Source organism: Lysobacter sp. 5GHs7-4, assembly GCF_021284765.1.
Classification (GTDB): Bacteria; Pseudomonadota; Gammaproteobacteria; order Xanthomonadales; family Xanthomonadaceae; genus Lysobacter.
The window spans coordinates 3,057,357-3,080,346 of record NZ_CP089924.1 but is presented as its reverse complement, the minus strand read 5'-3'; the positions used below and the strand labels follow the sequence as shown (position 1 = coordinate 3,080,346).

Sequence of the window (22,990 nt, the reverse complement as noted above, 5' to 3'; positions counted from 1 at the left end):
CTGATCGGGCCGCGATGAACGCCTCCCCGCGATAAGACTCCGCCGTCGCGGTGCGGCGGAACGGGCCTGCGTCGCGAAAGCGCGAAACGGATCGCGGAAGCCCGCGCCGAACGGCTATCATCCAAGCCGTATTCCCACGGCGCCACGGCGGCGCCCGGTCGCTCAGTGGCTATCCGTCAACTCCCCGACACCCTCATCAATCAGATCGCGGCCGGCGAGGTCGTGGAACGCCCGGCTTCGGTGGTCAAGGAACTGGTCGAAAACGCGCTCGACGCCGGCGCGACCCGCATCGACATCGACCTGGAAGAAGGCGGCGTACGCCTGATCCGCATCCGCGACGACGGCGCCGGCATCGCCGCCGAGGAACTGCCGCTGGCGATCTCGCGCCACGCCACCAGCAAGATCGCCTCGCTGGACGACCTGGAAGGCGTCGCCACGCTGGGCTTCCGCGGCGAAGCCTTGCCGTCGATCGCCTCGGTCAGCCGCTTCGCCCTGGTCTCGCGCCGCATCGATGCCGAGCACGGCGCCACCTTGGAAGTCGACGGCGGCCGCGTCGGCCAGATCACGCCCAAGCCGCACCCGCAGGGCACCACGGTGGAAGTGCGCGACCTGTTCTTCAACGTGCCGGCGCGGCGCAAGTTCCTCAAGGCCGAACGCACCGAACTGGGCCATATCGAGGAATGGCTGCGCCAGCTCGCGCTGGCGCGCCCGGACGTGGAACTGCGCGTGTCCCACAACGGCAAGCCCTCGCGACGCTGGAAGGGCGAAGGCGATCTGCTGTCGGATGCGCGCATCAACGAAACCCTGGGCGAGGAGTTCGCGCGCAACGCCTTGCGCGTGGATCATGCCGGCGCCGGGCTGCGCCTGCACGGCTGGATCGCCCAGCCCGCCTACAATCGCGCCAGCGCCGACCAGCAGTACCTGTACGTCAACGGCCGCGCGGTGCGCGATCGCAGCGTCGCCCATGCGGTCAAGCAGGCCTACGCCGACGTGCTGTTCCACGGCCGGCAGCCGGCGTACGTCTTGTTCCTGGAGCTCGATCCGCGCCGCGTCGACGTCAACGTGCATCCGGCCAAGCACGAGGTGCGTTTCCGCGACTCGCGCCTGATCCACGACTTCGTCTATCGCACCTTGCACGACGCGCTGGCCGAGACCCGCGCCGGCATCGCGCCGCAGCCGGGCATGCCCGACCCTGCGGGCCTGCAGCCGGGCATGGCCGCGCCCATCGGCGGCGCGCAGCCCAGCTACAACTGGAGCGCGCCCACGCGCCCGCTCGGCTTCCAGGTCGCGGAAACGCGCAACGGTTATGCGGCGCTGTATGGCGCGCCGGGCGACACCGCGGCCGCGCCGGCGTATTCCGATTACGCGCCGCTGCCGGCCTTCGATGCCGGCGCGCCGCGTCCGGCGCTGCCGCACAGCGACGACGCCAGCCTGCCGCCGCTGGGCTACGCGATCGCGCAGTTGCACGGCATCTACGTGCTGGCCGAAAGCGCCGAGGGCCTGATCGTGGTCGACATGCACGCCGCCCACGAGCGCATCGGCTACGAAAAGCTCAAGCACGCCCACGACGGCGAGGGCCTGCGCACCCAGCCGCTGCTGGTGCCGGCCACGCTGGCCGTGTCCGAGCGCGAGGCCGAGGTGGCCGAGCGCGAAACGCAGACGCTGGATGCGCTGGGCTTCGACGTGACGCGCAGCGGTCCGCAATCGCTGACCTTGCGCGCGGTACCGGCCTTGCTCGCGCACGGCGACGTCGAGGCGCTGCTGCGCGACGTGCTGGCCGACCTGCGCGAACACGGCGAATCGCGCCGCGTCGCCGCCGCGCGCGACGAGCTGCTGTCGACCATGGCCTGCCACGGCGCGGTGCGCGCCAACCGGCGCCTGACCCTGCCCGAAATGAACGCGCTGCTGCGCGAAATGGAAGCGACCGAGCGTTCCGGCCAATGCAATCACGGCCGGCCAACCTGGGCGCGTTTCAGCTTGTCCGAAATCGACCGATGGTTCCTGCGAGGACGTTGAGAATGCGACTGCCGACTACGCCGCGCCAGCGGCTGCTGTGCCCGATCGTGCTGTGCCTTGCGCTGGCCGCCTGCGGCGGTGGCGGACGTTCCGAAAGCGACCTCGACGCGGCCGGCGGCGACGCCGCGGCGGCCAAGGAAGCCGAACCGGCGCCGAGCAAACCCACCAGCGCCGCCTTCGTCGGCGAGCAGCAGGTCTGGCGCGAGGAGCGCAAGGCCAACCTGACCAAGCCCGACGGCTGGACCAGCCTGGTCGGACTGCACTGGCTGGACCCGGGCCCGCATTATTTCGGCAGCGAGCCCGACAACGGCATCCGCGTGGCGATGGGCCCCGGCCACTACGGCTTGATCGACTTGAAGAAGGACGGCCGCGTGCGCTTCGTGCCCGAGCGCGGCACGGTGTTCACGCTGGACGACCAGCCGCTCAAGGGCGCCACCGAGTTGCGCGTGGACACCGACCCCGCCGGTCCGAGCAAGCTCGGCTTCGACGAGGGCAAGGGCATCCTGACCGTGATCAAGCGCGGCGACCGCTATGCCTTGCGCATCAAGCACGCCGACGCCGCCACGCGCAGCGGCTTCAAGGACATTCCCTACTGGCAGGCCGATGCCGGTTGGGTGGTCGACAGCAAGTTCGTCGCGCATCCGGCGGGCAAGACGCTGGCGATCGCCAACATCGTGGGCACCACTGAGCAGGTGCCGAACCCGGGCTACGTGGAGTTCGAGCGCGGCGGCAAGAGCTATCGCATCGAAGCGCTGGACGAGGGCGGCGACGAGCTGTTCCTGGTCTTCGCCGACCGCACCAACGGCCACGGCAGCTATGGCGCCGGCCGTTTCCTCGATGCGCCCAAGCCGGGCATCGGCGGTCGTGTCATGCTGGACTTCAACAAGAGCTACAACCCGCCGTGCGCGTTCACCGCGTTCGCGACCTGCCCGCTGCCGCCGCAGGAAAACCGTCTCGACCTGGCGATCACCGCCGGCGAGAAGGCCTACGCCGGCGCGCACTGACCGATTCCAAGGACGAACACCCCATGCTCCTGCGCCATCCCAGCTTGAAGCGCCTGCTGCCCTGCGCGCTGATCCTCGCCGCACTGACCTCGGCGATCGCCTCGGCGCAGGACAGCGCGCCCGTGACCGGCGCCAAGCCCGCCGCCGCCGCACCGGCCAAGGCGCCGCCGGTGCCGCTGCTGTGGAAGGTGTCCGACGCCGATAACGCGGTCTACTTGCTGGGCTCGTTCCATCTGCTCAAGAGCGACGATTACCCCTTGTCGCCGGACATCGACGCCGCGTTCGCGGCCGCCGACAAAGTGGTGTTCGAAGTGCCGCCGGAGCAGATGACCGACCCGGGCACGGCCGCCAAATTCATGGCCGCGGCCGGCTACGGCGACGGCCGCACGCTGAGCCAGGTGCTGCCCGCCGACTTGCGCGAAAAGCTGACCCGCCTGATGGGCAAGCAGGGCGTGCCGGTGGCGGCGCTGGACGGCTACGAGCCGTGGTTCGTGAACCTGTCGCTGATGCTGGGCGTGTCGCAGGCGATGGGCTTCAGCCCGCAGATCGGTCTGGACATGCACCTGATGAAGCAGGCCGCCGACGCCAAGAAGCCCACCGCCGGCCTGGAAACGATGGAAGCGCAGCTGGCGGTGCTGGACGGCTCGCCGATGCCGGAGCAGATCGAGGGGCTGCGCGACTTCCTCGACCGCGCGACGGAGATGCCGGGCATGCTCGCCGACATGCACAACGCCTGGCGCGACGGCGACCTGGCCAAGCTCGACGAACTCACCCGCACCGAGATGAAGGACAAGTCGCCGCAGACGTATCGCATCGTCAACGTCGAACGCAACGACGCCTGGGTGCCGCAGCTGGCGAAAATGCTGGACGAGTCCAAGAAGGACGACACCCTGGTGGTGGTCGGCGCGCTGCACCTGCTGGGCGAGGACGGCGTGGTCGAAAAGCTGCGCGCCAAGGGCTACAAGGTCGAACGCGTGTGTTCGGCCTGCGCGCCCGATACCGCGGATCTCGCGCCGCCGGCCGAGGCCAAGCCGGCCGTCGCTCCGGCGGGCGGCGCAAAGGCCAAGCGCTAACGGGGCAGCGCACGCGCTGCCGCGATGCCGCTGGCAGCGCAGCTGCGACGAACATGGGCGGGGCGAGGGGCGCGCGATGCGGTTCGCTGCGCTCACCGCATCCTATGTAAGGGCGCGGCTCAGCGCGCGGGCACCAGCTCGATGCAGTCGACCGGGCAGGCCGGCACGCACAGCTCGCAGCCGGTGCACAGCGGTTCGATCACGGTGTGCATATGCTTGGCTGCGCCGATGATGGCATCGACCGGGCAGGCCTGGATGCACTTGGTGCAGCCGATGCAGTCGGCTTCGACGATCAGCGCCACCGGCGCGGGCTTGTGCGTGCCGCGGCTGCGGTCGTACGGGCGCGCGGGCACGCGCAGCAGGCGCGCCAACGCGCGCGCGCCGGCATCGCCGCCGGGCGGGCAATGGTCGACGCCGGCCTCGCCCTGCGCCATGGCCTCGGCGTAGGGACGGCAGCCGGCGTAACCGCACTGGCCGCATTGGGTCTGCGGCAGCAGGCGGTCGAGCCGCTCGACCAGGTCGGCGGCTTTCAGGCTGTCGTGAGGTGTGGAGGACATGGCTGCGGCCGTGCCGGGCCGTGGCTGCGCCGGTCTTACTTGACCGGCATGCCCGGCTGCGCGCCGCCGTCGGCGTCGAGCAGGTGCAGGCCGTCGCCGTCGAAACCGGCCGACAGGATCATGCCCTCGCTGATGCCGAAGCGCATCTTGCGCGGCGCCAGGTTGGCGATGAACACCACGTTGCGGCCGACCAGCTTTTCCGGCTCGGCGTAGGAACCGCGAATGCCGGAGAAGATCTGGCGCTTGCCCAGATCGCCCGCGTCCAGCTCGAAACGCAGCAGCTTGTCCGAGCCTTCGACGAACTCGCAGACCAGCACCTTGCCCACGCGCAGATCGAGCTTGGCGAAGTCGTCGATGCCGATGGTCGCGGCGGCATTGGCCGCGGCGGCCGGTGCGGCGGCGGCAGGCGTGGGCGTGGCCTTGACGGCCGGCGCGGCGGCGCTGGTCTCGGTGTCGGCGGGCTTCAGCGATTCCTTGGAGGCTTCGATCATGGTCTCGATTTGCTTGGGGTCGATACGGGTGAACAGCGGCGCATAGGCCTGGATGCGATGGGCGAGCAGCGGCGCATCCAGATCGCTCCACAACGCGACCGGCGCGCCCAGGAAGGTTTCGGCTTGCGCGGACACGCGCGGCAGCACCGGCCTGAGCGCGGCGGCCAGCACGCGGAACAGGTTCAGCCCCTGCGTGCACACCGATTGCAGTTCGGCGTCGGCGCCGTCCTGCTTGGCCAGCACCCAGGGCTTGCGCTCGTCGATGTACTTGTTGGCCTCGTCGGCCAGCGCCATGGTCAGGCGCAGCGCGGTCGCGGCTTCGTTGCGCGCATAGGCCTGCGCGATCGGCTGCAACTGCTCGACGAAACGCGCGTAGGTCGCCGGCTCCGGCAATGCATCGGCGAGGCGGCCGTCGAAACGCTTTTCGATGAAGCCCGCGCAGCGGCTGGCCAGGTTGACGAACTTGCCCACCACGTCGGAGTTCACGCGCGCGACGAAATCGGCCAGGTTCAAATCGACGTCGTCGACGCCGCCGCCGGTCTTGGTGGCGAGGTAGTAGCGCAGCGCTTCCGGCTCCAGGCCCACGTCCAGGTAGGTGCGGGCCTGGATGAAGGTGCCGCGCGACTTCGACATCTTCTCGCCGTTGACCATCAGGTAGCCGTTGACGTGCAGGCGGGTCGGCGCGCGGAAGCCCGAACCGTGCAGCACCGCCGGCCAGAACAGGCCGTGGAAGGTGACGATGTCCTTGCCGATGAAGTGGTGCAGTTCGGCCTGGCTGTCGCGGGTGAGGTAGGAGAAGAAATCCAGGCCCTCGCGCTCGCACAGCGCCTCGAAGCTGCTCAGGTAGCCGATCGGCGCGTCCAGCCACACGTACAGGTACTTGCCCGGATGGCCGGGAATCTCGAAACCGAAGTAGGGCGCATCGCGCGAGATGTCCCAGGCGCGCAGGCCGCCGTCGGCGTCCAGCCATTCCAGCAGCTTGGCCTTGACGCCCGGAATCGCGACGTCGCCGCTGAGCCATTCGCGCAGGAAGGCCTCGAAGCCGCCGATCTCGAAGAAGAAGTGCTCCGACTCGCGCAGTTCCGGCGTGGCGCCGCTGACCACCGAACGCGGCTCCTTGAGCTCGGTGGGCGCGTAGGTCGCGCCGCAGTTCTCGCAGTTGTCGCCGTACTGGTCGGGCGTGCCGCAGTTGGGGCAGATGCCCTTGACGTAGCGGTCGGGCAGGAACATGCCCTTGACCGGGTCGTACAGCTGCGCGACCGAGCGCCGCGAGATATGCCCGTTGTTGTCGAGCTTGGCGTAGATGGCCTCGGTCAGCGCGCGGTTGCGCGCCGAGTTGGTCGAGTCGTAGTGATCGAAGGCGACGCCGAAATCGGCGAAGTCGCGCTCGTGGCTGGCCTGGATGCCGGCGATGAACGCCTCCGGCGTGACCCCGGCCTTCTCGGCCGCCAGCATGATCGGCGTGCCGTGGGTGTCGTCGGCGCAGACGTACCAGGCGCGGTGGCCCGACATGCGTTGCGCGCGGCACCAGATGTCGGCCTGGGTGTAACCGACCAGGTGGCCTAGGTGCAGGTGCCCGTTGGCGTAGGGCAGGGCGCAGGTAACGACGAACTCGCGGGACATGGGCGGCGTTGCGGTGAGGGATCGAGAATTATGGCACGCGCCCGGCGCAGGTCCCGTGCAGTCCGCCTCCGCAGGTGCGCCGCCGACCGCTCTGGCTTGCTGCGGGAGCGGTGTGAGCCGCGATGGAACTCGGCTACCGGTGGACAGGCCGATGCACCGCCCAATCCCGGCCCCAAAACGCAACGACCCGGCCGAAGCCGGGTCGCCGATACCGCGTATGCAGCGCCTGCGCTTACTGGCGTACCCAGGTCTGGGTGCGGCCCAGCAGCGAGAAGCCCATGAAGCCGCGCACGTCCAGCTTCTTGCCGCCGTCGACCGGCGTGATCTTGACCGAATAGACCTTGCCGCTGGCCGGGTCGAGAATCTTGCCGTCTTCCCAGCTGTCGCCGTGCTTGCGCACGCTCCACAGGATGACCATGCCCTCGACCGGCTTGTTCTTGCGGTCGCCCGAGCACTTGTCGCAGACCGGATTGGGGCCGCGGTCGGACTGCAGCACCTTGGTCACGCGGCCGGCCAGGCTGCCGTCCTTCGCCTCGTAGATTTCGACCGTCGACTTCGGCTTCTGGGTCTTGTCGTCGATCGTCACCCAGGTGCCGACCGGCGTGTTCTGCGCGAACGCCGCCATCGGCAGCGCGAGCAGGAGCAATGCAAGCAGTTTGGTACGCATGTTCCCCTCCCAGGGATAGGCATGATTCCGACCGGGCGGCGCCCGCGCGGCTGACCTTCTTTATACCGCATCCGTCGGCGTATGGAAGGCCGGGCCAGCGCGGCCCGGCGGCCGGCGTTTAGGCAAAAAGAAGCCCGGCTTGCGCCGGGCTTCTGGGGACAACGTAAAGCGTGGATCAGTTGAACTTGTACTCGACCTGGGCCGAAATTTCGCGGCCGGTCGGGCTGAACGAACGCCAGAAGTACGGGTAGCTGTTGAAACCGCGATCTTCCGGATGCAGCTTGTTGAAAACGTTGTTCACGAACAACGTCAGCTCCAGCTTGTCGGTGATCTGCTTGCTCACGTTCGCGTTCCACACGATGTACGGTGCGATACGGCCGGTTTCCTGCCAGTTCGGCAGGCTGCCGTAGCGGATCATGAACAGATTCGAGGTCCAATCGCCCTTCGACCAGCCCATCGACGCACGGATGCGGCTACGGAAATCGAAGTTGCCCGGATCGTCGCGCCAATCCTTCTCGACCGGATCGGTCGCGACCAACTGGCGCTCGCTCTTGAGCGTGTGCGAGTAGGCCAGGTTCCAGCGGAAGTCGCCCCAGCGGTCGGTGTCCATGCGGTAATCGACTACCGCATCGATGCCCGCCACATGCAGCAGCGACTGGTTGACCGGGCCGCTGCGGATGTTGGTCACGCGGTCGGTCGGTTCGCCCGGCGCCGGAGTACGGGTGACGCGGCTCAGGATTTCCTGGCAGAACGCCGAGTTCGACGCGAACGGGAACGGCCTACGCGTACGGGTCAGGCCGGTACGGCAGCCGCCCTCGTTGTCGATGATGTAGGTGCTGCTCAGCGTGGTGACCGCGCCTTCCAGTTCGATGTCGTAGTAGTCCACGCTCATCGACAACGAATCGCCCAGATCCCACACGAAGCCGGCGCTCCACGACTTGCCCTTCTCTTCTTCCAGCGAGGGCTCGCCCTGGCTGGTGGCGAACATCGAGTAGGTGTAGGTGGTGGTGGTGCAGCCCGACTGGCCCGGGGTCAGGCCGGCGTTCAAGCAGCGATAGGTATCGAGCACGTTGCTGAAGCTGCCGCTGCCCTCGTTGTAGACATAGTGCATGTCCGGTGCCTTGAAGCTGGTGGCGTAGTTGCCGCGCACCAGCAGGCTTTCGAGCGGACGCCATTCCAGACCGGCGCCCCAGGTACGGGCATCGTCGACGTTGGTGATGTCGTCGTACTTGTCGTAGCGGCCGGACAGGCTGAGCTTCAAGGAATCCAGCACCGGCACGGAGAACTCGACGCCGAGCGCGTAACGGTCGCGATCGCCGCCGCCGTTGGTGCCGGTCAGGTTGTACACGGTGCGGTTGGTCGGCAGGATGCCGTCCGGCGACTTGAGGTCATAGCCCTGCTGGGTGCCTTCCAACGTGGCGGCGAAGCCCAGCGGGCCGGCCGGCAGATCGAACAGATCGCCCGACAGCACGAAGCTGCCCTGGGTGACCCAGGATTCGGCTTCGTACTTCAGGATCGACGACATCGAGCGGTACTGCTCAGGCGTCAGCGGGGTGTAGAAGCGATCCAGGTTGATCAGGTAGCGCGGCGTGCCGGTGGTATTCAGGCGCGGACCGAAGAACCAGTCGGTCAGAGCCGAACCGTCCAGGCGCGGACGGGTGCGGTCGGCGCGATACTCGGCGCGTCCCAAGGTGAAGTCCCAGTCGAAGCGCTCGCCGAAGGTGCCGCGCGCGCCGACCGCCAGGTCGATCGACTTCTCGTTGAACTTCTGCATCGTCGCTTCCAGGCCGCCCACTTCCTGCGGCGTGAGGATGCGCTGCAGGGTGACGTTGGTGTTGATGCCCGGGTTGGTCGCGAAGATCGTGGTGAAAGTGCCGGTGCCGTCGATGTGCGGACCGTTGAAGAACTCGACGCCGCCGCTCAGCTTGGACTTCGAGTTATAGCCCTGCAGGCTGCCCCACAGCTCGATGCCGTTGTCCAGGTTGTAGGTGCCGTAAACGTAGGCGGAGAGGTCGCGGTTGCCGTTGGCGATGGTCTGATAGCCGACATCGTCGTAGTAGCCGCAAGCCTGGCCCAGCGTGGTGACCACGCCGGTGGTGGTGTTCTGCGAGCGGAAGGTGTGGTCCACATATTCGCCGCCGAACTTGGCGCAGGTGCCGGCCGGCGGAGCGAAGTAGGAATTGGCACCGCCGGTGGAGCGGCTGATGCGCAGGGTGCTGGCGGGCTGGTTGCCCAGGAAGCCGGGGAACGGGTTGTCGCGGCGCGAATCCATGAAGTCGCGCTGGTAGGCCCACATCGGCTCGTCGGCGAAGTACTCGAACGCGTAGGTCACGCTCCAGTTGTCGCCGGTCTTGCCGCCGACCCACTGGATATCGCCGAAGTCGCCACCGCCTTCGCTGGTGGTGCCGCCGCGGACCTTGACCGTGTTGCCCTCGTAGTTGGTCTTCAGCACGACGTTGACCACGCCGGCCACGGCGTCGGAGCCGTAAATGGCGGACGCGCCGCCGGCCAGCAGCTCGATGCGGTCGACCGCGGCGGCCGGGATGGCGCCGAAGTTCTGGAAGTTGCTCTGGCCGTTGTACGGGAACGGATAATCCGCCGCGCGGCGACCGTTGATCAGCAGCAGGGTGCGGCCCGGGCCGAGGCCGCGCAGGTTGACCGGGCTGCCGTTAGGCGTGAAGCCGCCGGCCGAGTTCAGTTCGTTCTGAACCGCGCCGCCGTTCTGGGTCAGGGTTTCCAGCGCGTCGAAGACGGTGGTGAAACCTTCCTTCTCGATCTGCGCCGAACTGATGATCGTGACCGGCGACGGACCTTCGATTTCCGCGCGCTTGATGCGCGAACCGGTGACGACGACGCCTTCGATGTTGGTCGGCTTGTCGCTGCCGGCCGGGGGCGTCGTTTGTTGCGTGTCCTGAGCAGCCGCCGCTCCGGCGGTGGTCAGGACCAAGGCGCTGATGAGCGCCGCCGTCAGCCTGCTGCGCTGCAGGCCGTGTGCGTTGCGAACTGCCATTAGGTTGTCCCCCAAAGTGAACTTGACGTGTTGCTCTGTTTGCCGACCTTGGCATGAAGCTGTCCCCTTATAGGCGAACTTAACATGGGGTTAACGTCCATGTCATCACGCCATCACACTTTTTTGGCATGCGCGAGGCGTTATGTAATATGTTGTTTTGTATGGATTTTATGCTTTATGGCAATGTGAAGTTGTAATTTTGTGCACTCGTAACGACGAGGTTGGGCCGTGGGAGCGTATTGAGCCGGCCCAGCTCGCCTGATCGGGCGCACACCGCCGGCCGTTGGGGGCGCTTGCGACCCTCACCCGGTGCCTTGCGGACCCGCATGCATCGCGCCCATAAAAAAAGCCCGGCTTGCGCCGGGCTTTTTCTGTTGCGTTTTGCTTGGATCAGAACTTGTACGACAGGCGCAGGAAGAACGCGCGGCCGTACGGGTCGGCACCGATGAACGGGTTGAAGAACGGATAGCCCGTGTTGCTCGGATCCTTGCGGTGGGTGTTGTCGAGCACGTTGTTGACGACGAACGCGGCTTCCATGTTCTCGCCGAACTTCTTCTCGATCGACAGGTTGTAGAGCATGTACGGCTGCAGACGGGCGCCGTAGTACACGCCCGTCACCGCATCCCGACCGGAGGCTTCGGCCGCATTCGGCGCCGAACCCAGACGCTGACCGAACACGGTCGTCGTCCAGTCGCCCTTCTCCCAGGTCACGCTGCCGCGCACGCGGCTGCGCTGGTTGTCGTTGTCCAGGCGGTCGCGGTAGTCGATCAGATCGTCTTCCTCGAACTGCCTGTACTTCTCACCCAGGCTCAGGCTGTAGGCCAGATTGAAGTCGAAGTTGCCCCAACGGTCCGTGTCGAAACGGTAGCGCCAGGTCGCGTCGATGCCGGTGTTCTCCGAGCGCGACGCGTTGATGTAACCGGCGCGGACGTTGACGACGCGGCCGTCCGGGTTGCCCGGGGCGACCTGACGGGTGACGCGCGACACGATGTCCTGGCAGAACGCCGAGTTCTGGCCCTGCGGGACCGGCGAACCGTCCGGCAGCGTGCCGAGACGGCAGTTGGCCTCGTTCTCCAGGATGTAGTCCAGGCTCAGGCCCGTGGCCTGGTCGTCCAGGACGATCTTGTAGTAGTCGACGGACATCGACATACCTTCGATCAGGTCCAGCACGAAACCGGCGGTGAGCGACTTGCCCTTTTCTTCCTGCAGGTCGGGGTTGCCGACGGTCTGGTTCAGCGTCTGGTACTGGCTGGGGTGGTTGTTGGCACGGCACTCGGTGACCGTGTCTCCGCCACGGCGGCAGCCGTAGTAGTCGACGATGCCGGCGAACGAGGCGACGCCTTGCGCGAACACCAGCGGCATGTCCGGCGCGCGGAAGCTGGTGGAGTAGTTCGCACGCAGCAAAAGGCGCTCGATCGGACGGAACTCCAGGCCCAGGCCGTAGGTGAATGCGCCGTCCACCTGGGTGATGTCGTCGTACTTGTCGTAACGGCCGGCCAGCTGGGCGCTCAAGGTATCCAGCAGCGGCACGCGGAACTCGGCGCCGATCGCGTAACGGTCGCGTTCGCCCTGGATGTTGCCCGAGCTGACCAGGTTATACGGCGTGCTTGCGTCCGGCGTACGTGCGGGATCGGTGCGCGGATCGCTCTTGAGGTCGATGGTCTGACGGCCGAACTCCATGGTGCCTGCGAAGCCCACCGGACCGGCCGGCATGTCGAACAGATCGCCGCTGATGACGAAGTTCGCCTGCGCCGACGTGGTGTGGCCCTTGTTGACCACGCGGGTCGACATGCTGCGGTACTGCTCCGGGGTCAGCGGCGTGTGCCAGCGATCCAGGTTCAGGGTGTGGTGCGCATAACCGTAGTCGTCGATGGTCTGCGGGCCGAGGAAATAGTCGTGCACGGCCTTGGCGAGCAGGCGCGGCGAGTCCGACTTGTAATCGTAGCGGCCGTAGGAGGCCGACAGATCCCAGTCGAAGCGGTCGCCGAAGTCGCCGCGCAGGCCGGTGGCGAAGTCGTAGCTCTTTTCCTTGTACTTGGTCACCACGGCGGTGTTGCCGCCGACTTCCTTCGGCGTCAGCACGCGCTGCAGCTGGACATAGGTGCCCAGGCCTTCATCGAAGTAGAAGCTGGCCGGCAGGAACGGGTCGCCGGCGGTGCCCCAGAACTCGGTGCCGCTGCTGGAGGTCGACTCAGAGTTGTTCAGCATCAGGCTGCCCCAGCCCTGCATGCCGTTGCTGAAGTCGTAGGTGCCGTAGGCGTAGCCCGACATGGCTTCGCGCTTGTTGGACAGCGAGCGCGATGCGACGGAGTCGTAGGAGCCGCAGATCTGGCCGCGGGTGGCGGACAGGTAGGGCGAGAAACCGAAGCGGTCGCAGACGGCGTCGCCCGGGTAGTACGCGGCGCGGTTGCGGTTGAGCAGGTCGATCGCGACCAGCGACAGGCTGGGGCCGACGCGGTTGCCGCGCGGACCGTCGCGCAGGTCGTCCATGAAGTCGCGCTGGGAGGCGAAGATCGGCTCGTTGTAGCTGTACTGCAGCGCGTAGGTCGTGCTCCAGTTGTCGCCGACGCGGCCACCCGAGTACTCGAGGTTGACGCTGTCGCCGCCGCCCGCGCCGGTCGTGCCGACCGTGCCGCGCAGCAGGTTGCCGTCGAAGTTGGTGCGGGTGACGATGTTGACCACGCCCGCGACCGCGTCCGAACCGTAAATGGCCGAGGCGCCGCCGGCCAGCACTTCCACGCGCTCGATGATCGAGGACGGGATGGCGCCGACGTTCACCGAGGAACGGTCGCTGTTGTAGGGCTGCGGGTAGTCGGCGATGCGACGGCCGTTGACCAGGACCAGGGTGTAACCCGGGCCGAGGTTGCGCAGGTTGACCACCTGGGCGTTGGGCGTGAACCCGTTGACGGCGAGGTCGCCGGTGAACGAGTTGGTGGTGTTCTGGGTCAGCGACGACAGCATGTCGGAGACCGTCTGGAAGCCTTGCTTATCGATGTCGTCGCGGCTGATGACGGTGACCGGCGCCGGGCCTTCGATCTGCGCGCGCTTGATGCGCGAACCGACCACGGTGACGCCGTCGACGTCGGTCGGCGTGTCGCTGGCAGGCTGAGGCTGGGCAGGCGCGGCGTCCTGGGCGAACGCACCGCCGGCGGCGGGCGCGATCAAAGCCGCCAAAAGTGCTGCAGTCAGACGGCTGCGCGGCAGCCGCTTCTCGGTTACTTCCATGAGTTATCCCCTAACTTTTTGGATGGTGGGCCTGTCCTTGGCCATATCTATGTCAGTCAATCCCCCCGACAAGGCCGAACGTAACATGGCCTTAACGTAGTTTGCATGTGCTTATCGAACGGACAGACTAGGCAAAGTGTGCCGAACCGTTTTGGCGCAACGGGGTGGGGGGGTGATGGCCGCGTTCCGTTGCGCGCTCAGCGAGGCTTGCATTAATCGGTCTGAAGAAAAGGACTCAATGGGGAGAATGTGTGCCGGCAGGCCACGGCGGTCGAGTGCGTGCCGGAGCGAGTGTCCCAACCTGGGCACTGCTATCGCTGCGTCGGGCGACAGGTGGATGCGTAAATAACGTACCGAACCTTTTATGGAATGCACGTCCGCCGACGGATTAACTTCCCGCCGGAAAAAAAATGAGCGATGGCGCGCAGGCGGTTTCAGCGGGCACCCAACTGGGGTCGATTCTTCGAATAAGGAAAGCGCTCGGCGATAATGGTTCGGGCGATACCGAATGCAGCCGGCGGTTCGCGTAAACGCCGCGTGCGGTGGGTCTGGATCGCAACGGCGCACCACGCCAGCGGTGTCTAGCGCTGCTTAATGCTTCGCGATTCGAGGGGCGTGCGATCGTTCCGCTATCGGACTCGACTGACCGGAGGAAGCGCCGCGCTATCATGGCGTCTCGCGTGCCCAAATGCTGTCCAGGCACATTCGATGCGCTTCCCCCTAGGTGATTCGTTGAACGAACAATTGCAAACCAGGATCGCGGCGCTGCCGCTGTCCGACACCGCATTCAGCCTCGCCGAGGCTGGCGTCAAAGTGCGTGCCGCGGATGCGGACGGCCGCGTCGCCGTGTCCATCGGCGCCGGTTTCCCCTTGCAGGGCCTGGAGGCGGACCTGCGCGAGCGCATCGCTGCCGTGCTCGCCGCCGAAGGCAAAACCCTGGCCACCCTGGAACTCACCACCCGCATCACCTCCCACGCCGTCCAACCCAACCTGTCCCCGCTGGAAAACGTGCGTAACCTGATCGCGGTCGGGTCGGGCAAGGGCGGGGTGGGCAAGTCGACCACGGCGGTGAACCTGGCGCTGGCGCTGGCGGCCGACGGGGCGCGGGTGGGGGTGCTGGACGCCGATATCTACGGCCCCAGCGTGCCGACCATGCTGGGCCTGAGCGGCAAGCCAGACAGCCCGGACGGTAAGACCATCGAGCCGATGCGGGCGCACGGGATCGCGGCGATGTCGATCGGGCTGCTGGTGGAGCAGGACACGCCGATGATCTGGCGCGGGCCGATGGCGACCTCGGCGCTGACCCAGTTGCTCAACGAGACGCGCTGGGGCGAGCTGGATTATCTGATCGTGGACCTGCCGCCGGGCACCGGCGATATCCAGCTGACGCTGGCGCAGAAGATTCCGGTCGCCGGCGCGGTGATCGTGACCACGCCGCAGGACGTGGCCACGCTGGACGCGCGCAAGGCCTTGAAGATGTTCGAGAAAGTGCAGGTGCCGGTGCTGGGCCTGGTGGAGAACATGGCGGTGCACGTGTGCTCGAACTGCGGCCATGCCGAGCATGTGTTCGGCGAGGGCGGCGGGGCGCGCATGGCGGCGCAGTACGAGGTGCCGTTGCTGGGCAGCCTGCCGCTGGAGCTCGCGATCCGCGAGCAGGGCGACGCCGGCGTGCCGGTGGTCGTGGCGGCGCCGGACTCGGCGGCGGCACGCGCCTACCGGGCCGCGGCGCGCAATCTGGCGGTGCGGCTGGCGCTGCGGCCGCGGGTGGCGCCTTCGATTTCGGCGTCCTTGCTGGGCTGAGCCCGGCCGGCGGGCCGGCCCCGGGCCGGCTCGCTTACAATCGCCGGTCACGGCGCTTTCGCCCCCGCACGCCCCCGAGACCCCTGCATGAGCATCAAGTCCGACCGTTGGATCCGTCGCATGTCCGAGCAGCACGGCATGATCGAGCCGTTCGAGCCCGGTCAGGTCAAGCATGCCGCCGACGGCCAGCGCATCGTCAGCTACGGCACGTCGAGCTACGGCTACGACGTGCGCTGCTCGCGCGAGTTCAAGGTCTTCACCAACATCAACTCGACCATCGTCGACCCGAAGCACTTCGACCCGGGCAGCTTCGTCGACATCGAGAACGACGTCTGCATCATCCCGCCCAATTCCTTCGCGCTGGCGCGTACCGTCGAGTACTTCCGCATCCCGCGCGACACGCTGGTGGTCTGCCTGGGCAAGAGCACCTACGCGCGCTGCGGCATCATCGTCAACGTGACCCCGCTGGAACCGGAGTGGGAAGGCCACGTGACTCTGGAGTTCAGCAACACCACGCCGCTGCCGGCGCGCATCTACGCCAACGAAGGCGTGGCGCAGATGCTGTTCTTCCAGTCCGACGAAGTCTGCGAGACCTCGTACAAGGACCGCGGCGGCAAGTATCAGGGCCAGACCGGCGTGACCCTGCCGCGTACCTGAGCTGCAGCACCACGGTCGCAAGGAAGGCGTACGCATGGTCGAAGACGAGAATCCCTACCGCAGCCCGCAGGCGGCGCTGTCGGATCCGGTGACGGAGGACGGCGAGCTGGCGAGCCGCGAGGGACGGCTGGGCGCGGCGATTCTGGATACGATCATCGCCCTCGTCATCACCCTGCCGATCATGTACTTCGGCGGCTATTTCGATCAGATCGAAACCAACAGCGAGGCGGGCCAGATGTTCATGCCGATCGGCGTGCTGGCCCTGTGGGGCGCGATCGGCTTCGCCTTGTTCGTGCTGATCCAGGCCTATCCGCTGCATGCCAGCGGCCAGACCTGGGGCAAGCGCGTGTGCAAGATCAAGATCGTGCGCATGAATGGCGCCCAGCCGAGTCTGGGACACCTGTTGCTGCGCCGCTACCTGCCTATCAATGTCATTTCCATCGTGCCGGTGCTGGGCAATGTGTTCGGCATTGTCGACGTGCTGATGATTTTCCGCGCCGACCGCCGCTGCGCGCACGACTGGATCGCGGACACCCGGGTGGTGCGAGCGCACTGAGCGCGCTCACGCAAGCCGGCGGAGCCATCGCGACTCACGTCGCTCCCACAGAAAGCGAAGGCGTCGCTGCTGCCCCGGGAGCGTGCGGCTCAGGGCTTCTGGTAAGTCACGAAGAAGCCCTGCAGGTCGCCGTTCTCGATGTAGGGCTCGACGCTGACCACGTTGTAGCCGCGCGTGGTGAAGGCCTGGTGGGCGCGGCTGAGGTTGTTGGCGGCGCCTTGATTGCGAAAACCCCAGCTGGCGTCGACCCACAGGGTGACGGCACGCAGATCCTTGGCAACGGCTTCCTGCGCGACCTGGTCGGGGTTTTTGTCGAACAGGCCGGCATGGGCGGCGGGCAGGGCGAACACGGACAGGGTGCAGAGCAGGGCGGCGGACAGGCGAGGATGCATGGCGTTCTCCAGGGGATGCGATGGGGCATGTTCGCTGCTGGCGGGAGAACGGGAGCGGAACGCGGTCGCGATTTACGGCGTTGTGTGCGCCGAGCGCGTAGCCGATCTCGCTCTTTGCGGGGATTTGCCTTTCTTCGCAGCAAATCCCCCTCAATCCCCCTTTTTCAATGGGGGAAGACAAGCGCGGTGCCAAGGTTAGCGTTCGCTGCCAGCAGCGATGCAGGGGTTCACCTACGTCCCTACGCCATCACGCGCTGCAATTCCCCCCTTTGAAAAAGGGGGGCTAGGGGGGATTTGCTTTTGCTTGGAGCAAATCCCTCAACCCCCCTTTTTCAAAGGGGGAAGACCAGCAAAGGGGTGGATCAGTGCTCGCTGCCCGCCGCGATGCGCTGATCCACGCGCACCGTCAAGGCGGTCGCCAGCGCGATGCGCAGGCCTTCGACCACGGTGTCGACCGACAGGCTGGGTGCGCCCGGATGGCGCGCGGCCTGGTCCGGCGAGTAGGGAATGTGCACGAAGCCGCCGCGCACCGGGCCGTCGCGCAAGGCGTGCATCAGGCCGTAGAAGACGTGGTTGCAGACGTAGGTGCCGGCGGTTTGCGAGACCTCGGCGGGGATGCCGGCCGCGCGCAGCGCCGCCAGCATGGCCTTGATCGGCAGACCGCTGAAGTAAGCCGCGGGGCCGTCGGCGATCACCGGTTCGTCGATCGGGCGCGCGCCCTCGTTGTCGGGGATGCGCGCGTCGTCGACGTTGATGGCGATGCGTTCCAGGGAGAGCTGCGCGCGGCCGCCGGCCTGGCCGATGCACAGCACCAGCGCGGGTTCGCTGTCGGCGATCGCCTGGCGCAAGGCCTGCAAGGATGCGCCGAACGCGACCGGCAGGCAGCGCGTGACGACGCGATGGCCGCGGATGGATTTGCCGGCCAAGCGCTGCACGGCCTCCCAGGCCGGATTGCTGTCCTCGCCGCCGAAGGGCGCGAAGCCGGTCAGCAGTACCGTCGGTTTGCGCGCGCTCATCGGAACGCGATCCAGTACATCAGCAGCACGTTGCAGGCCAGCAGCAAGGCGCCGGTGGGCCATTGCGCGCGGATCACGCCGTAGGGATCCTTCAGTTCCAACAGTGCCGCCGGCACCAGGTTGAAATTGGCCGCCATCGGCGTCATCAGGGTGCCGCAGTAACCCGAGAGCATGCCGATCGCGGCCAGCGAGGCGGCCTCGGCGCCGTGCTGCTGCACCAGCAGCGGCAGGGCGATGCCGGCGGTCATCACCGGGAACGCGGCGAAGGCGTTGCCCATGATGATGGTGAACAGCGCCATGCCCAGCGCGTAGGCGACCACCACCACGAAGGGGTTATCGACCGGAATCACCGAGCGCACCACCGCCGCCGTGGCCTGGCCGACGCCGCCGGCCTCGAACACGCTGCCCAGCGAGGCCAGCAACAACGGCAGCAGCGCGGCCCAGCCGATCGAATCGACCAGGCGGCGCGATTGTTCTACGCCGCTCCACGGAGTCTGCCGGGTCAGTCGGCACGCGGCCGCCAGCGCGATCACGCAGGCGACCGCCAGCGAGACCAGGGTGACGTTGGCGGTTTCCAGCAAGGGCGTGGCGCCGAATTGGATGCGCTTCAGGCCCAGCGCGCCGATCAGGGTCACCGCCGGAATCAGCAGCGCGGGCCAGAACAGGCGATTGCCCAGGCGCCGCGCTTCGGTGTGTTTTTCCTCGGCGCTGCTCTGGTGGTAACGGCCCATACGCAGACCGCCGAAGCCGGCCAGCAACGCCAGCAGCACCACGATCGCGCCGACCAGCTTCGGCGGCAGGCGTTCGGCGGCGAACAGCAGGAACGACAGCAGGCCCCAGAACAGTGCGGTGGTGTGGCGGCGCGCATTGTCGCGGTCGCGCCAGCCGCGCCAGGCCAGGGCGGCAAGGTAGGCGCCGAGCAGCCAGTAGACGTGAGTGAGGGTGATCATGCCGGCGGCGCCTTCGCGTCGGCCGCGGCGATGCGCTTGGCCAGGCGGCGCTCGAAACGCAGGATGCGCACGGTGTGTATGGCAAAGGCGCAGACCGCGGTGGGGATGCCCCAGAACGCGATCTGCAGCGCGTCCAACTGGATGCCGTGTTCGGCGTAGAAACTTTGAATCAGCAGCACCGCGCCGAAGGCGATGAAGATGTCCTCGCCGAAGAACAGGCCGACGTTATCGGTGCCGGCCGACATGGCGCGGATGCGCTGGCGTTCGTCCTCGGGTAGTTCGCCGTGGCGGACCTGGGCCGCGCCCTCGGCCATCGGCGCCAGCAGCGGGCGCACGGTCTGCGGATGCCCGCCCAGGCTGGTCAGGCCCATGGCGGAGAACAGCTGGCGCATCAGCAGGTAGGCGATCAGCAGGCGGCCCATGGTGGCGCCGCGCAGTCGGGCGATCCAGGCCTGGGCGTGTTCCTTGAGGCCGTGGCGCTCGAGCAGGCCGATCACCGGCAGGGTCAGCAGGAACAGCAGCAGGAAGCGTTTGTCGGTGAAGGCCTTGCCCAGCACTTCCAGCACGTCCAGCGGCGACAGCTGCGCGGCCAGGCCGGTGATGAAGCCGGCGGCGACCACCACCAGGGCGGGATTGAGGCGCAGGGCGAAGCCGAGTACGACGGCGGCGACGCCCAGCAAGGGCCAGTAGTTCATGTGCGAATCCTGCTAGCGAAATTTTTTGGTCGACTCAAAACGTTTACGGGCAAGCTTGACCCTATGCTGCGATTTCCTTGCCCCGTCATTCCCGCGAAGGCGGGCTTCGCTTTACTTCGACGGAGTCGAACATCCAGTGCCTTCAGAGCGTGGCGCCACGCATGTCTACGGTTCCATCGAAGCGATGGCGTTTGAGAGCAAGTCGCTCCAGTGGTCGCGTCATTGCATCCGAGCTACTGGCTAAAGTCCCTGGATTCCCGCCTTCGCGGGAATGACGGCAAAGAAAAGAGCGCTGAGCTCTCGGAGTGCAATCATTCGCGACGGTAATCACGGGCGATCGACCGCCAGGATGCGCACGCCATCGGCCTCCAACGCGGCGCGCACCGCGCGCGCGAACGCTGGCGCGTCGGCGCGGTCGCCGTGCAGGCACAGGCTGTCGGCGCGCAAGCGCAGGACGCTGCCGTCGGCGCAGATCACTTCGCCGCGCGTGGCCAGGCCGTGCACCTGCGCGATCGCCTCGTCCAAGGTCTCCAGCACGGCGCCCGGTGTGCCGCGCGGCAGCAGGCGCCCGTTGGCGGCGTATCCGCGCTCGGCGAACACTTCGTGCACGGCATGTAGGCCGGCGGCCTCGGCGGCGGCGGTGAGTTCGGAGCCGGACAGGCCGAACACCGACAGCGTGGGATCGAACGCGGCGACCGAGCCGACGATGGCCTGCGCGACGATGCGGTCGTCGGCGGCCAGGTTGTAGAGCGCGCCATGCGGTTTGACGTGGCTCAGGCGCAGGCCCTCGTCGTCGGCGATCGCAGCCAGGCGCGCGAGCTGGCTCAGCACCAGCATGCCGATCTCGTCGCGGTCCAGCGGCAGCACGCGGCGGCCGAAATGCTCGCGGTCTTCGTAGCCCGGATGCGCGCCGATCGCGACGCCGTGCTGGCGGCACAGGCGCAGGGTCGCGCGCATGGTCGCCTCGTCGCCGGCATGGCCGCCGCAGGCGATGTTGGCCGAACTGACGTAGGGCAGGATCGCGGCGTCGTCGCCGCAGCCCTCGCCGAGGTCGCAGTTGAAGTCGATGCGGGGGCGGTCGGAATCGGTCACTCCGCGATGATGCCTCAAAGCGGCGTGGACACGCCTTAGTTGTCCTGGCGGCGATTGCGCCTGAACAGCAGGCTGATGCCGACCACGATCAGGATCGCCGGCCACCAGGTACGCATCAGTTGGCCCAGATGGAGATCGGTCAGGCCGAGATTGTTGAGCAGAAAAATGGTGCCAACCACGATCAGGACGATCGGGGCGATCAGATGCGGTCTCATCGCAAACTCCGTTTGGACGCTGTCGGCAGGCTAAACCAGACGGGCCGCCGGTGGGCGGCCCGTCGGTCGGATTCAGCCGCCTGCGGCCGGCTTGGCGGCCGGTGCGGCCTCGGCCGGAGCCGCTTGCGCGGGCGCGGCGGCCTGCGGCGCCTGCCACAACTTGGCCTCGGCAGGACCGCCCATCATCTGCCCGCGCACCAGCGGCACCGGCGGGCCGCCGTAGCTCAGGAACTGGTCGTGGAAGGCCTTCCAGCCGCTGCGGCCGCCGCGGCTGGCGGTCCAGTCCTCGCGCAGCTGCATGATCATCAGCTTGCCCAGGGTGTAGTTGAGGTAGCCCGGATCGTAGGTGCCGCGCGCGGCCTGCTGACGGGCGTTGCCCGGGTCCTGGAAGGCCTTGTCCTTGAACATCTGCTCGGACTGGGCGACGGTCATGCCGCCGGTGTGCAGGCCGATCGCCGAGATGAAGCGCACGTCGCGCAGCAGGGCATTGCTGAGCTGGCCGATGTGGATCTCCGGCGTGGCGCCGCCGACGCCGGCGTCGTACATCATCTCCTCGGTGTAGTGCGCCCAGCCTTCGGCATAGGCGTAGCCGACGAACAACTGCGCGAACTTCCACTGCGAACGATTGGCGTGCAGGAACTGCAGGAAGTGGCCCGGCCAGACCTCGTGCGCCGAGGTGAACAGCAGGTCGGCCTTGCCCGGCACGTAGGCGTCCTGCTCGGCCTTGGGCCACTTCGGATCCGGCGGGGCGATGTAGTAGACCGAGGGCAGGTTCTTCTCGTACGGGCCCGGGATCTCGATGTAGGCGAAGTTGGTGCGGTTGAACGGCGGCGCTTCCTCCACCCGCGCTTCCTCGGTGCCTGGAATCGTGACCAGGTCCTTGTCGACCAGGAACTTGCGCAGATCGACCAGCTGCGCGCGCGCGCCTTCGACCGCGCCGCCCTGCGGCTTGTCGGCGTTGACCTTCTCGATGCAGGCGTTGATGGTCTGGCCGGCGGCGTACTGGTCGCAGGCGGCCTTCAGCGCGGCCAGATTGCGCGCCAGGTCGGCCTCGCCGATCGCCTTGAGCTGGTCCAGCGGAATGTCGACGCGCTCGGTGGCTTTGAGCATCTTGGCGAAGCGCTCGGCGCCGATGGCGTAGTCCTGGGTGGCCTGCGGCTTCTGCGCGCTCAGCCAGTCGGACAGGCCCTGCATCGCCTCGATGGCCTGGGCGTTGGAGGCCTTGAAGCGCGCCTGCAGCGCGGCGTCGGGCACTTCGGCGAAGGCCTTGGGCGCGTCGTTCTTGAAGAACTCGGCGAGTCCGCCGAAGACGATGTTGCCGAACTCGATATAGCTGGCCGGCAGCGGGCCCTTGAGGTTGGCGCGGATCTGCTCGGCGGCCTTGGGCAGGGCTTCCTGGTACGCGGCGAACGCGGCCATGCGCTGCGGCAGCGGCGCGTAGGGCCGGGTCAGGTACATGCTGGGCGAGAGGTCGCCGGCGTAGAAGGCCGGGTTCTTCTGCGGAAAGCCCGAGTCTTCCAGGTAGAACAGCTGGCCGTCGATCACCGACAGCGCGTACTCGCGCTGGAAGCGCTGCGCGGGTTCGAGTTTGTCGTCGCCGAAGCCGACCAGCTTGGCGCGCTGCTCCTTCAGCCAGGCGCCGGTGGCGGCCATGGCCTGCGGCGACCAGTCGGGCAGCTTGCCGTCGAATTCGTGTTTGCCGGCGTTGGCGGCGGCGGTGGGGTAATGCTGGAAGTAGCCGTCGATGAAGGCGTCGACCGCTGGTTGCCAATCGGCGTTCGCCGTCGCGGTCGCCGCAGGGGCGGTGGCGTCGGTGGCGGGTGCGGGCGTTTCGGGCTTGCAGCCGGCGACTAGCGCGACGGCGATACAGGCGGACAGCGACAGCAGGCGCAGGCTGGGCATTGCGGTTCTCCGGTAAGAACGGCGGGGCGTGAGCGGCGGAACTGAGCGG

18 protein-coding genes are annotated in these 22,990 nt (G+C 67.4%); 6 read left to right on the top strand and 12 right to left on the bottom strand.

Annotation, left to right across the window (positions count from 1 at the left end):
* Nucleotides 1–165 precede the first annotated feature (165 nt).
* Genes mutL through LVB77_RS13885 form a run of 3 tightly spaced genes read left to right on the top strand, consistent with a single transcriptional unit; the run spans nt 166 to nt 4,093 of the window.
* Nucleotides 166–2,016: a DNA mismatch repair endonuclease MutL gene (gene mutL / locus LVB77_RS13895; RefSeq protein ID WP_232906690.1), complete on the top strand. Its 1,851-nt coding sequence runs from the start codon at nt 166–168 to the stop codon at nt 2,014–2,016.
* A gap of 2 nt (nt 2,017–2,018) precedes the next feature.
* Nucleotides 2,019–3,020 (top strand): DUF1684 domain-containing protein, encoded by a 1,002-nt coding sequence (locus tag LVB77_RS13890; RefSeq protein WP_232906689.1) that lies wholly within the window; start codon nt 2,019–2,021, stop codon nt 3,018–3,020.
* 23 nt (nt 3,021–3,043) lie between these two features.
* Complete coding sequence (locus tag LVB77_RS13885; RefSeq protein ID WP_232906688.1) at nt 3,044–4,093, top strand: TraB/GumN family protein; 1,050 nt, start codon at nt 3,044–3,046, stop codon at nt 4,091–4,093.
* 119 nt (nt 4,094–4,212) lie between these two features.
* Here LVB77_RS13885 and rnfB read toward each other — a convergent pair whose 3' ends face one another.
* The 5 genes from rnfB to LVB77_RS13860 form a co-directional block, all read right to left on the bottom strand.
* The gene (rnfB, locus tag LVB77_RS13880; protein ID WP_232906687.1) at nt 4,213–4,650 is read right to left on the bottom strand and encodes an Rnf electron transport complex subunit RnfB; all 438 of its coding nucleotides are present in this window, start codon (nt 4,648–4,650) and stop codon (nt 4,213–4,215) included.
* A 35-nt stretch (nt 4,651–4,685) separates the two neighbouring features.
* Nucleotides 4,686–6,764: a methionine--tRNA ligase gene (metG, locus tag LVB77_RS13875; protein WP_232906686.1), complete on the bottom strand. Its 2,079-nt coding sequence runs from the start codon at nt 6,762–6,764 to the stop codon at nt 4,686–4,688.
* Between the two features lie 232 nt (nt 6,765–6,996).
* Nucleotides 6,997–7,431 (bottom strand): DUF2147 domain-containing protein, encoded by a 435-nt coding sequence (locus LVB77_RS13870; protein ID WP_232906685.1) that lies wholly within the window; start codon nt 7,429–7,431, stop codon nt 6,997–6,999.
* A 175-nt stretch (nt 7,432–7,606) separates the two neighbouring features.
* On the bottom strand, nt 7,607–10,441 hold the full coding sequence (locus LVB77_RS13865; RefSeq protein WP_232906684.1) for a TonB-dependent receptor: 2,835 nt from the start codon (nt 10,439–10,441) through the stop codon (nt 7,607–7,609).
* Nucleotides 10,442–10,831: 390 nt separating this feature from the next.
* Nucleotides 10,832–13,666: a TonB-dependent receptor gene (locus LVB77_RS13860; RefSeq protein ID WP_232906683.1), complete on the bottom strand. Its 2,835-nt coding sequence runs from the start codon at nt 13,664–13,666 to the stop codon at nt 10,832–10,834.
* A 732-nt stretch (nt 13,667–14,398) separates the two neighbouring features.
* Between LVB77_RS13860 and apbC the strand changes: the two genes are divergently transcribed.
* From apbC to LVB77_RS13845, 3 genes are all read left to right on the top strand, one after another.
* On the top strand, nt 14,399–15,466 hold the full coding sequence (gene apbC / locus LVB77_RS13855) for an iron-sulfur cluster carrier protein ApbC (protein WP_232906682.1): 1,068 nt from the start codon (nt 14,399–14,401) through the stop codon (nt 15,464–15,466).
* A gap of 87 nt (nt 15,467–15,553) precedes the next feature.
* The gene (dcd, locus tag LVB77_RS13850) at nt 15,554–16,123 is read left to right on the top strand and encodes a dCTP deaminase (RefSeq protein WP_055899878.1); all 570 of its coding nucleotides are present in this window, start codon (nt 15,554–15,556) and stop codon (nt 16,121–16,123) included.
* Between the two features lie 34 nt (nt 16,124–16,157).
* Complete coding sequence (locus LVB77_RS13845) at nt 16,158–16,679, top strand: RDD family protein (protein WP_232906681.1); 522 nt, start codon at nt 16,158–16,160, stop codon at nt 16,677–16,679.
* Between the two features lie 89 nt (nt 16,680–16,768).
* On the opposite strand, the gene LVB77_RS13840 is transcribed toward LVB77_RS13845, so the two are convergent.
* The 7 genes from LVB77_RS13840 to LVB77_RS13810 all read right to left on the bottom strand — a co-directional run bounded on the left by LVB77_RS13840 (nt 16,769) and on the right by LVB77_RS13810 (nt 22,941).
* Nucleotides 16,769–17,071 (bottom strand): hypothetical protein, encoded by a 303-nt coding sequence (locus tag LVB77_RS13840; protein WP_232906680.1) that lies wholly within the window; start codon nt 17,069–17,071, stop codon nt 16,769–16,771.
* Between the two features lie 362 nt (nt 17,072–17,433).
* On the bottom strand, nt 17,434–18,087 hold the full coding sequence (pcp, locus tag LVB77_RS13835) for a pyroglutamyl-peptidase I (RefSeq protein ID WP_232906679.1): 654 nt from the start codon (nt 18,085–18,087) through the stop codon (nt 17,434–17,436).
* A complete protein-coding gene (locus tag LVB77_RS13830; protein ID WP_232906678.1) occupies nt 18,084–19,037 on the bottom strand; it encodes a DUF979 domain-containing protein in 954 nt (317 codons plus the stop codon). The genes pcp and LVB77_RS13830 overlap by 4 nt, the downstream gene beginning before the upstream one ends.
* Nucleotides 19,034–19,732 (bottom strand): DUF969 domain-containing protein, encoded by a 699-nt coding sequence (locus tag LVB77_RS13825; RefSeq protein ID WP_232906677.1) that lies wholly within the window; start codon nt 19,730–19,732, stop codon nt 19,034–19,036. Before LVB77_RS13825 ends, LVB77_RS13830 begins: the two co-directional genes overlap by 4 nt.
* A gap of 327 nt (nt 19,733–20,059) precedes the next feature.
* Entirely contained in the window at nt 20,060–20,824 is a 765-nt protein-coding gene (locus tag LVB77_RS13820) for a 5-oxoprolinase subunit PxpA (RefSeq protein WP_232906676.1), read from the bottom strand.
* A 35-nt stretch (nt 20,825–20,859) separates the two neighbouring features.
* Complete coding sequence (locus LVB77_RS13815) at nt 20,860–21,039, bottom strand: DUF5668 domain-containing protein (RefSeq protein ID WP_232906675.1); 180 nt, start codon at nt 21,037–21,039, stop codon at nt 20,860–20,862.
* A 72-nt stretch (nt 21,040–21,111) separates the two neighbouring features.
* Nucleotides 21,112–22,941 (bottom strand): DUF885 domain-containing protein, encoded by a 1,830-nt coding sequence (locus tag LVB77_RS13810; protein ID WP_232906674.1) that lies wholly within the window; start codon nt 22,939–22,941, stop codon nt 21,112–21,114.
* Nucleotides 22,942–22,990: the final 49 nt, after the last annotated feature.

Bases quoted from the DNA above. Each gene is read 5' to 3' on its own strand.
- LVB77_RS13825 (WP_232906677.1), bottom strand. From the start codon at position 19,732: ATGAACTACTGGCCCTTGCTGGGCGTCGCCGCCGTCGTACTCGGCTTC.
- LVB77_RS13830 (WP_232906678.1), bottom strand. From the start codon at position 19,037: ATGATCACCCTCACTCACGTCTACTGGCTGCTCGGCGCCTACCTTGCC.
- LVB77_RS13845 (WP_232906681.1), top strand. From the start codon at position 16,158: ATGGTCGAAGACGAGAATCCCTACCGCAGCCCGCAGGCGGCGCTGTCG.
- LVB77_RS13865 (WP_232906684.1), bottom strand. From the start codon at position 10,441: ATGGCAGTTCGCAACGCACACGGCCTGCAGCGCAGCAGGCTGACGGCG.
- rnfB (WP_232906687.1), bottom strand. From the start codon at position 4,650: ATGTCCTCCACACCTCACGACAGCCTGAAAGCCGCCGACCTGGTCGAG.
- LVB77_RS13860 (WP_232906683.1), bottom strand. From the start codon at position 13,666: ATGGAAGTAACCGAGAAGCGGCTGCCGCGCAGCCGTCTGACTGCAGCA.
- LVB77_RS13815 (WP_232906675.1), bottom strand. From the start codon at position 21,039: ATGAGACCGCATCTGATCGCCCCGATCGTCCTGATCGTGGTTGGCACC.
- pcp (WP_232906679.1), bottom strand. From the start codon at position 18,087: ATGAGCGCGCGCAAACCGACGGTACTGCTGACCGGCTTCGCGCCCTTC.
- LVB77_RS13885 (WP_232906688.1), top strand. From the start codon at position 3,044: ATGCTCCTGCGCCATCCCAGCTTGAAGCGCCTGCTGCCCTGCGCGCTG.
- dcd (WP_055899878.1), top strand. From the start codon at position 15,554: ATGAGCATCAAGTCCGACCGTTGGATCCGTCGCATGTCCGAGCAGCAC.
- LVB77_RS13840 (WP_232906680.1), bottom strand. From the start codon at position 17,071: ATGCATCCTCGCCTGTCCGCCGCCCTGCTCTGCACCCTGTCCGTGTTC.
- metG (WP_232906686.1), bottom strand. From the start codon at position 6,764: ATGTCCCGCGAGTTCGTCGTTACCTGCGCCCTGCCCTACGCCAACGGG.
- LVB77_RS13810 (WP_232906674.1), bottom strand. From the start codon at position 22,941: ATGCCCAGCCTGCGCCTGCTGTCGCTGTCCGCCTGTATCGCCGTCGCG.
- LVB77_RS13890 (WP_232906689.1), top strand. From the start codon at position 2,019: ATGCGACTGCCGACTACGCCGCGCCAGCGGCTGCTGTGCCCGATCGTG.
- LVB77_RS13870 (WP_232906685.1), bottom strand. From the start codon at position 7,431: ATGCGTACCAAACTGCTTGCATTGCTCCTGCTCGCGCTGCCGATGGCG.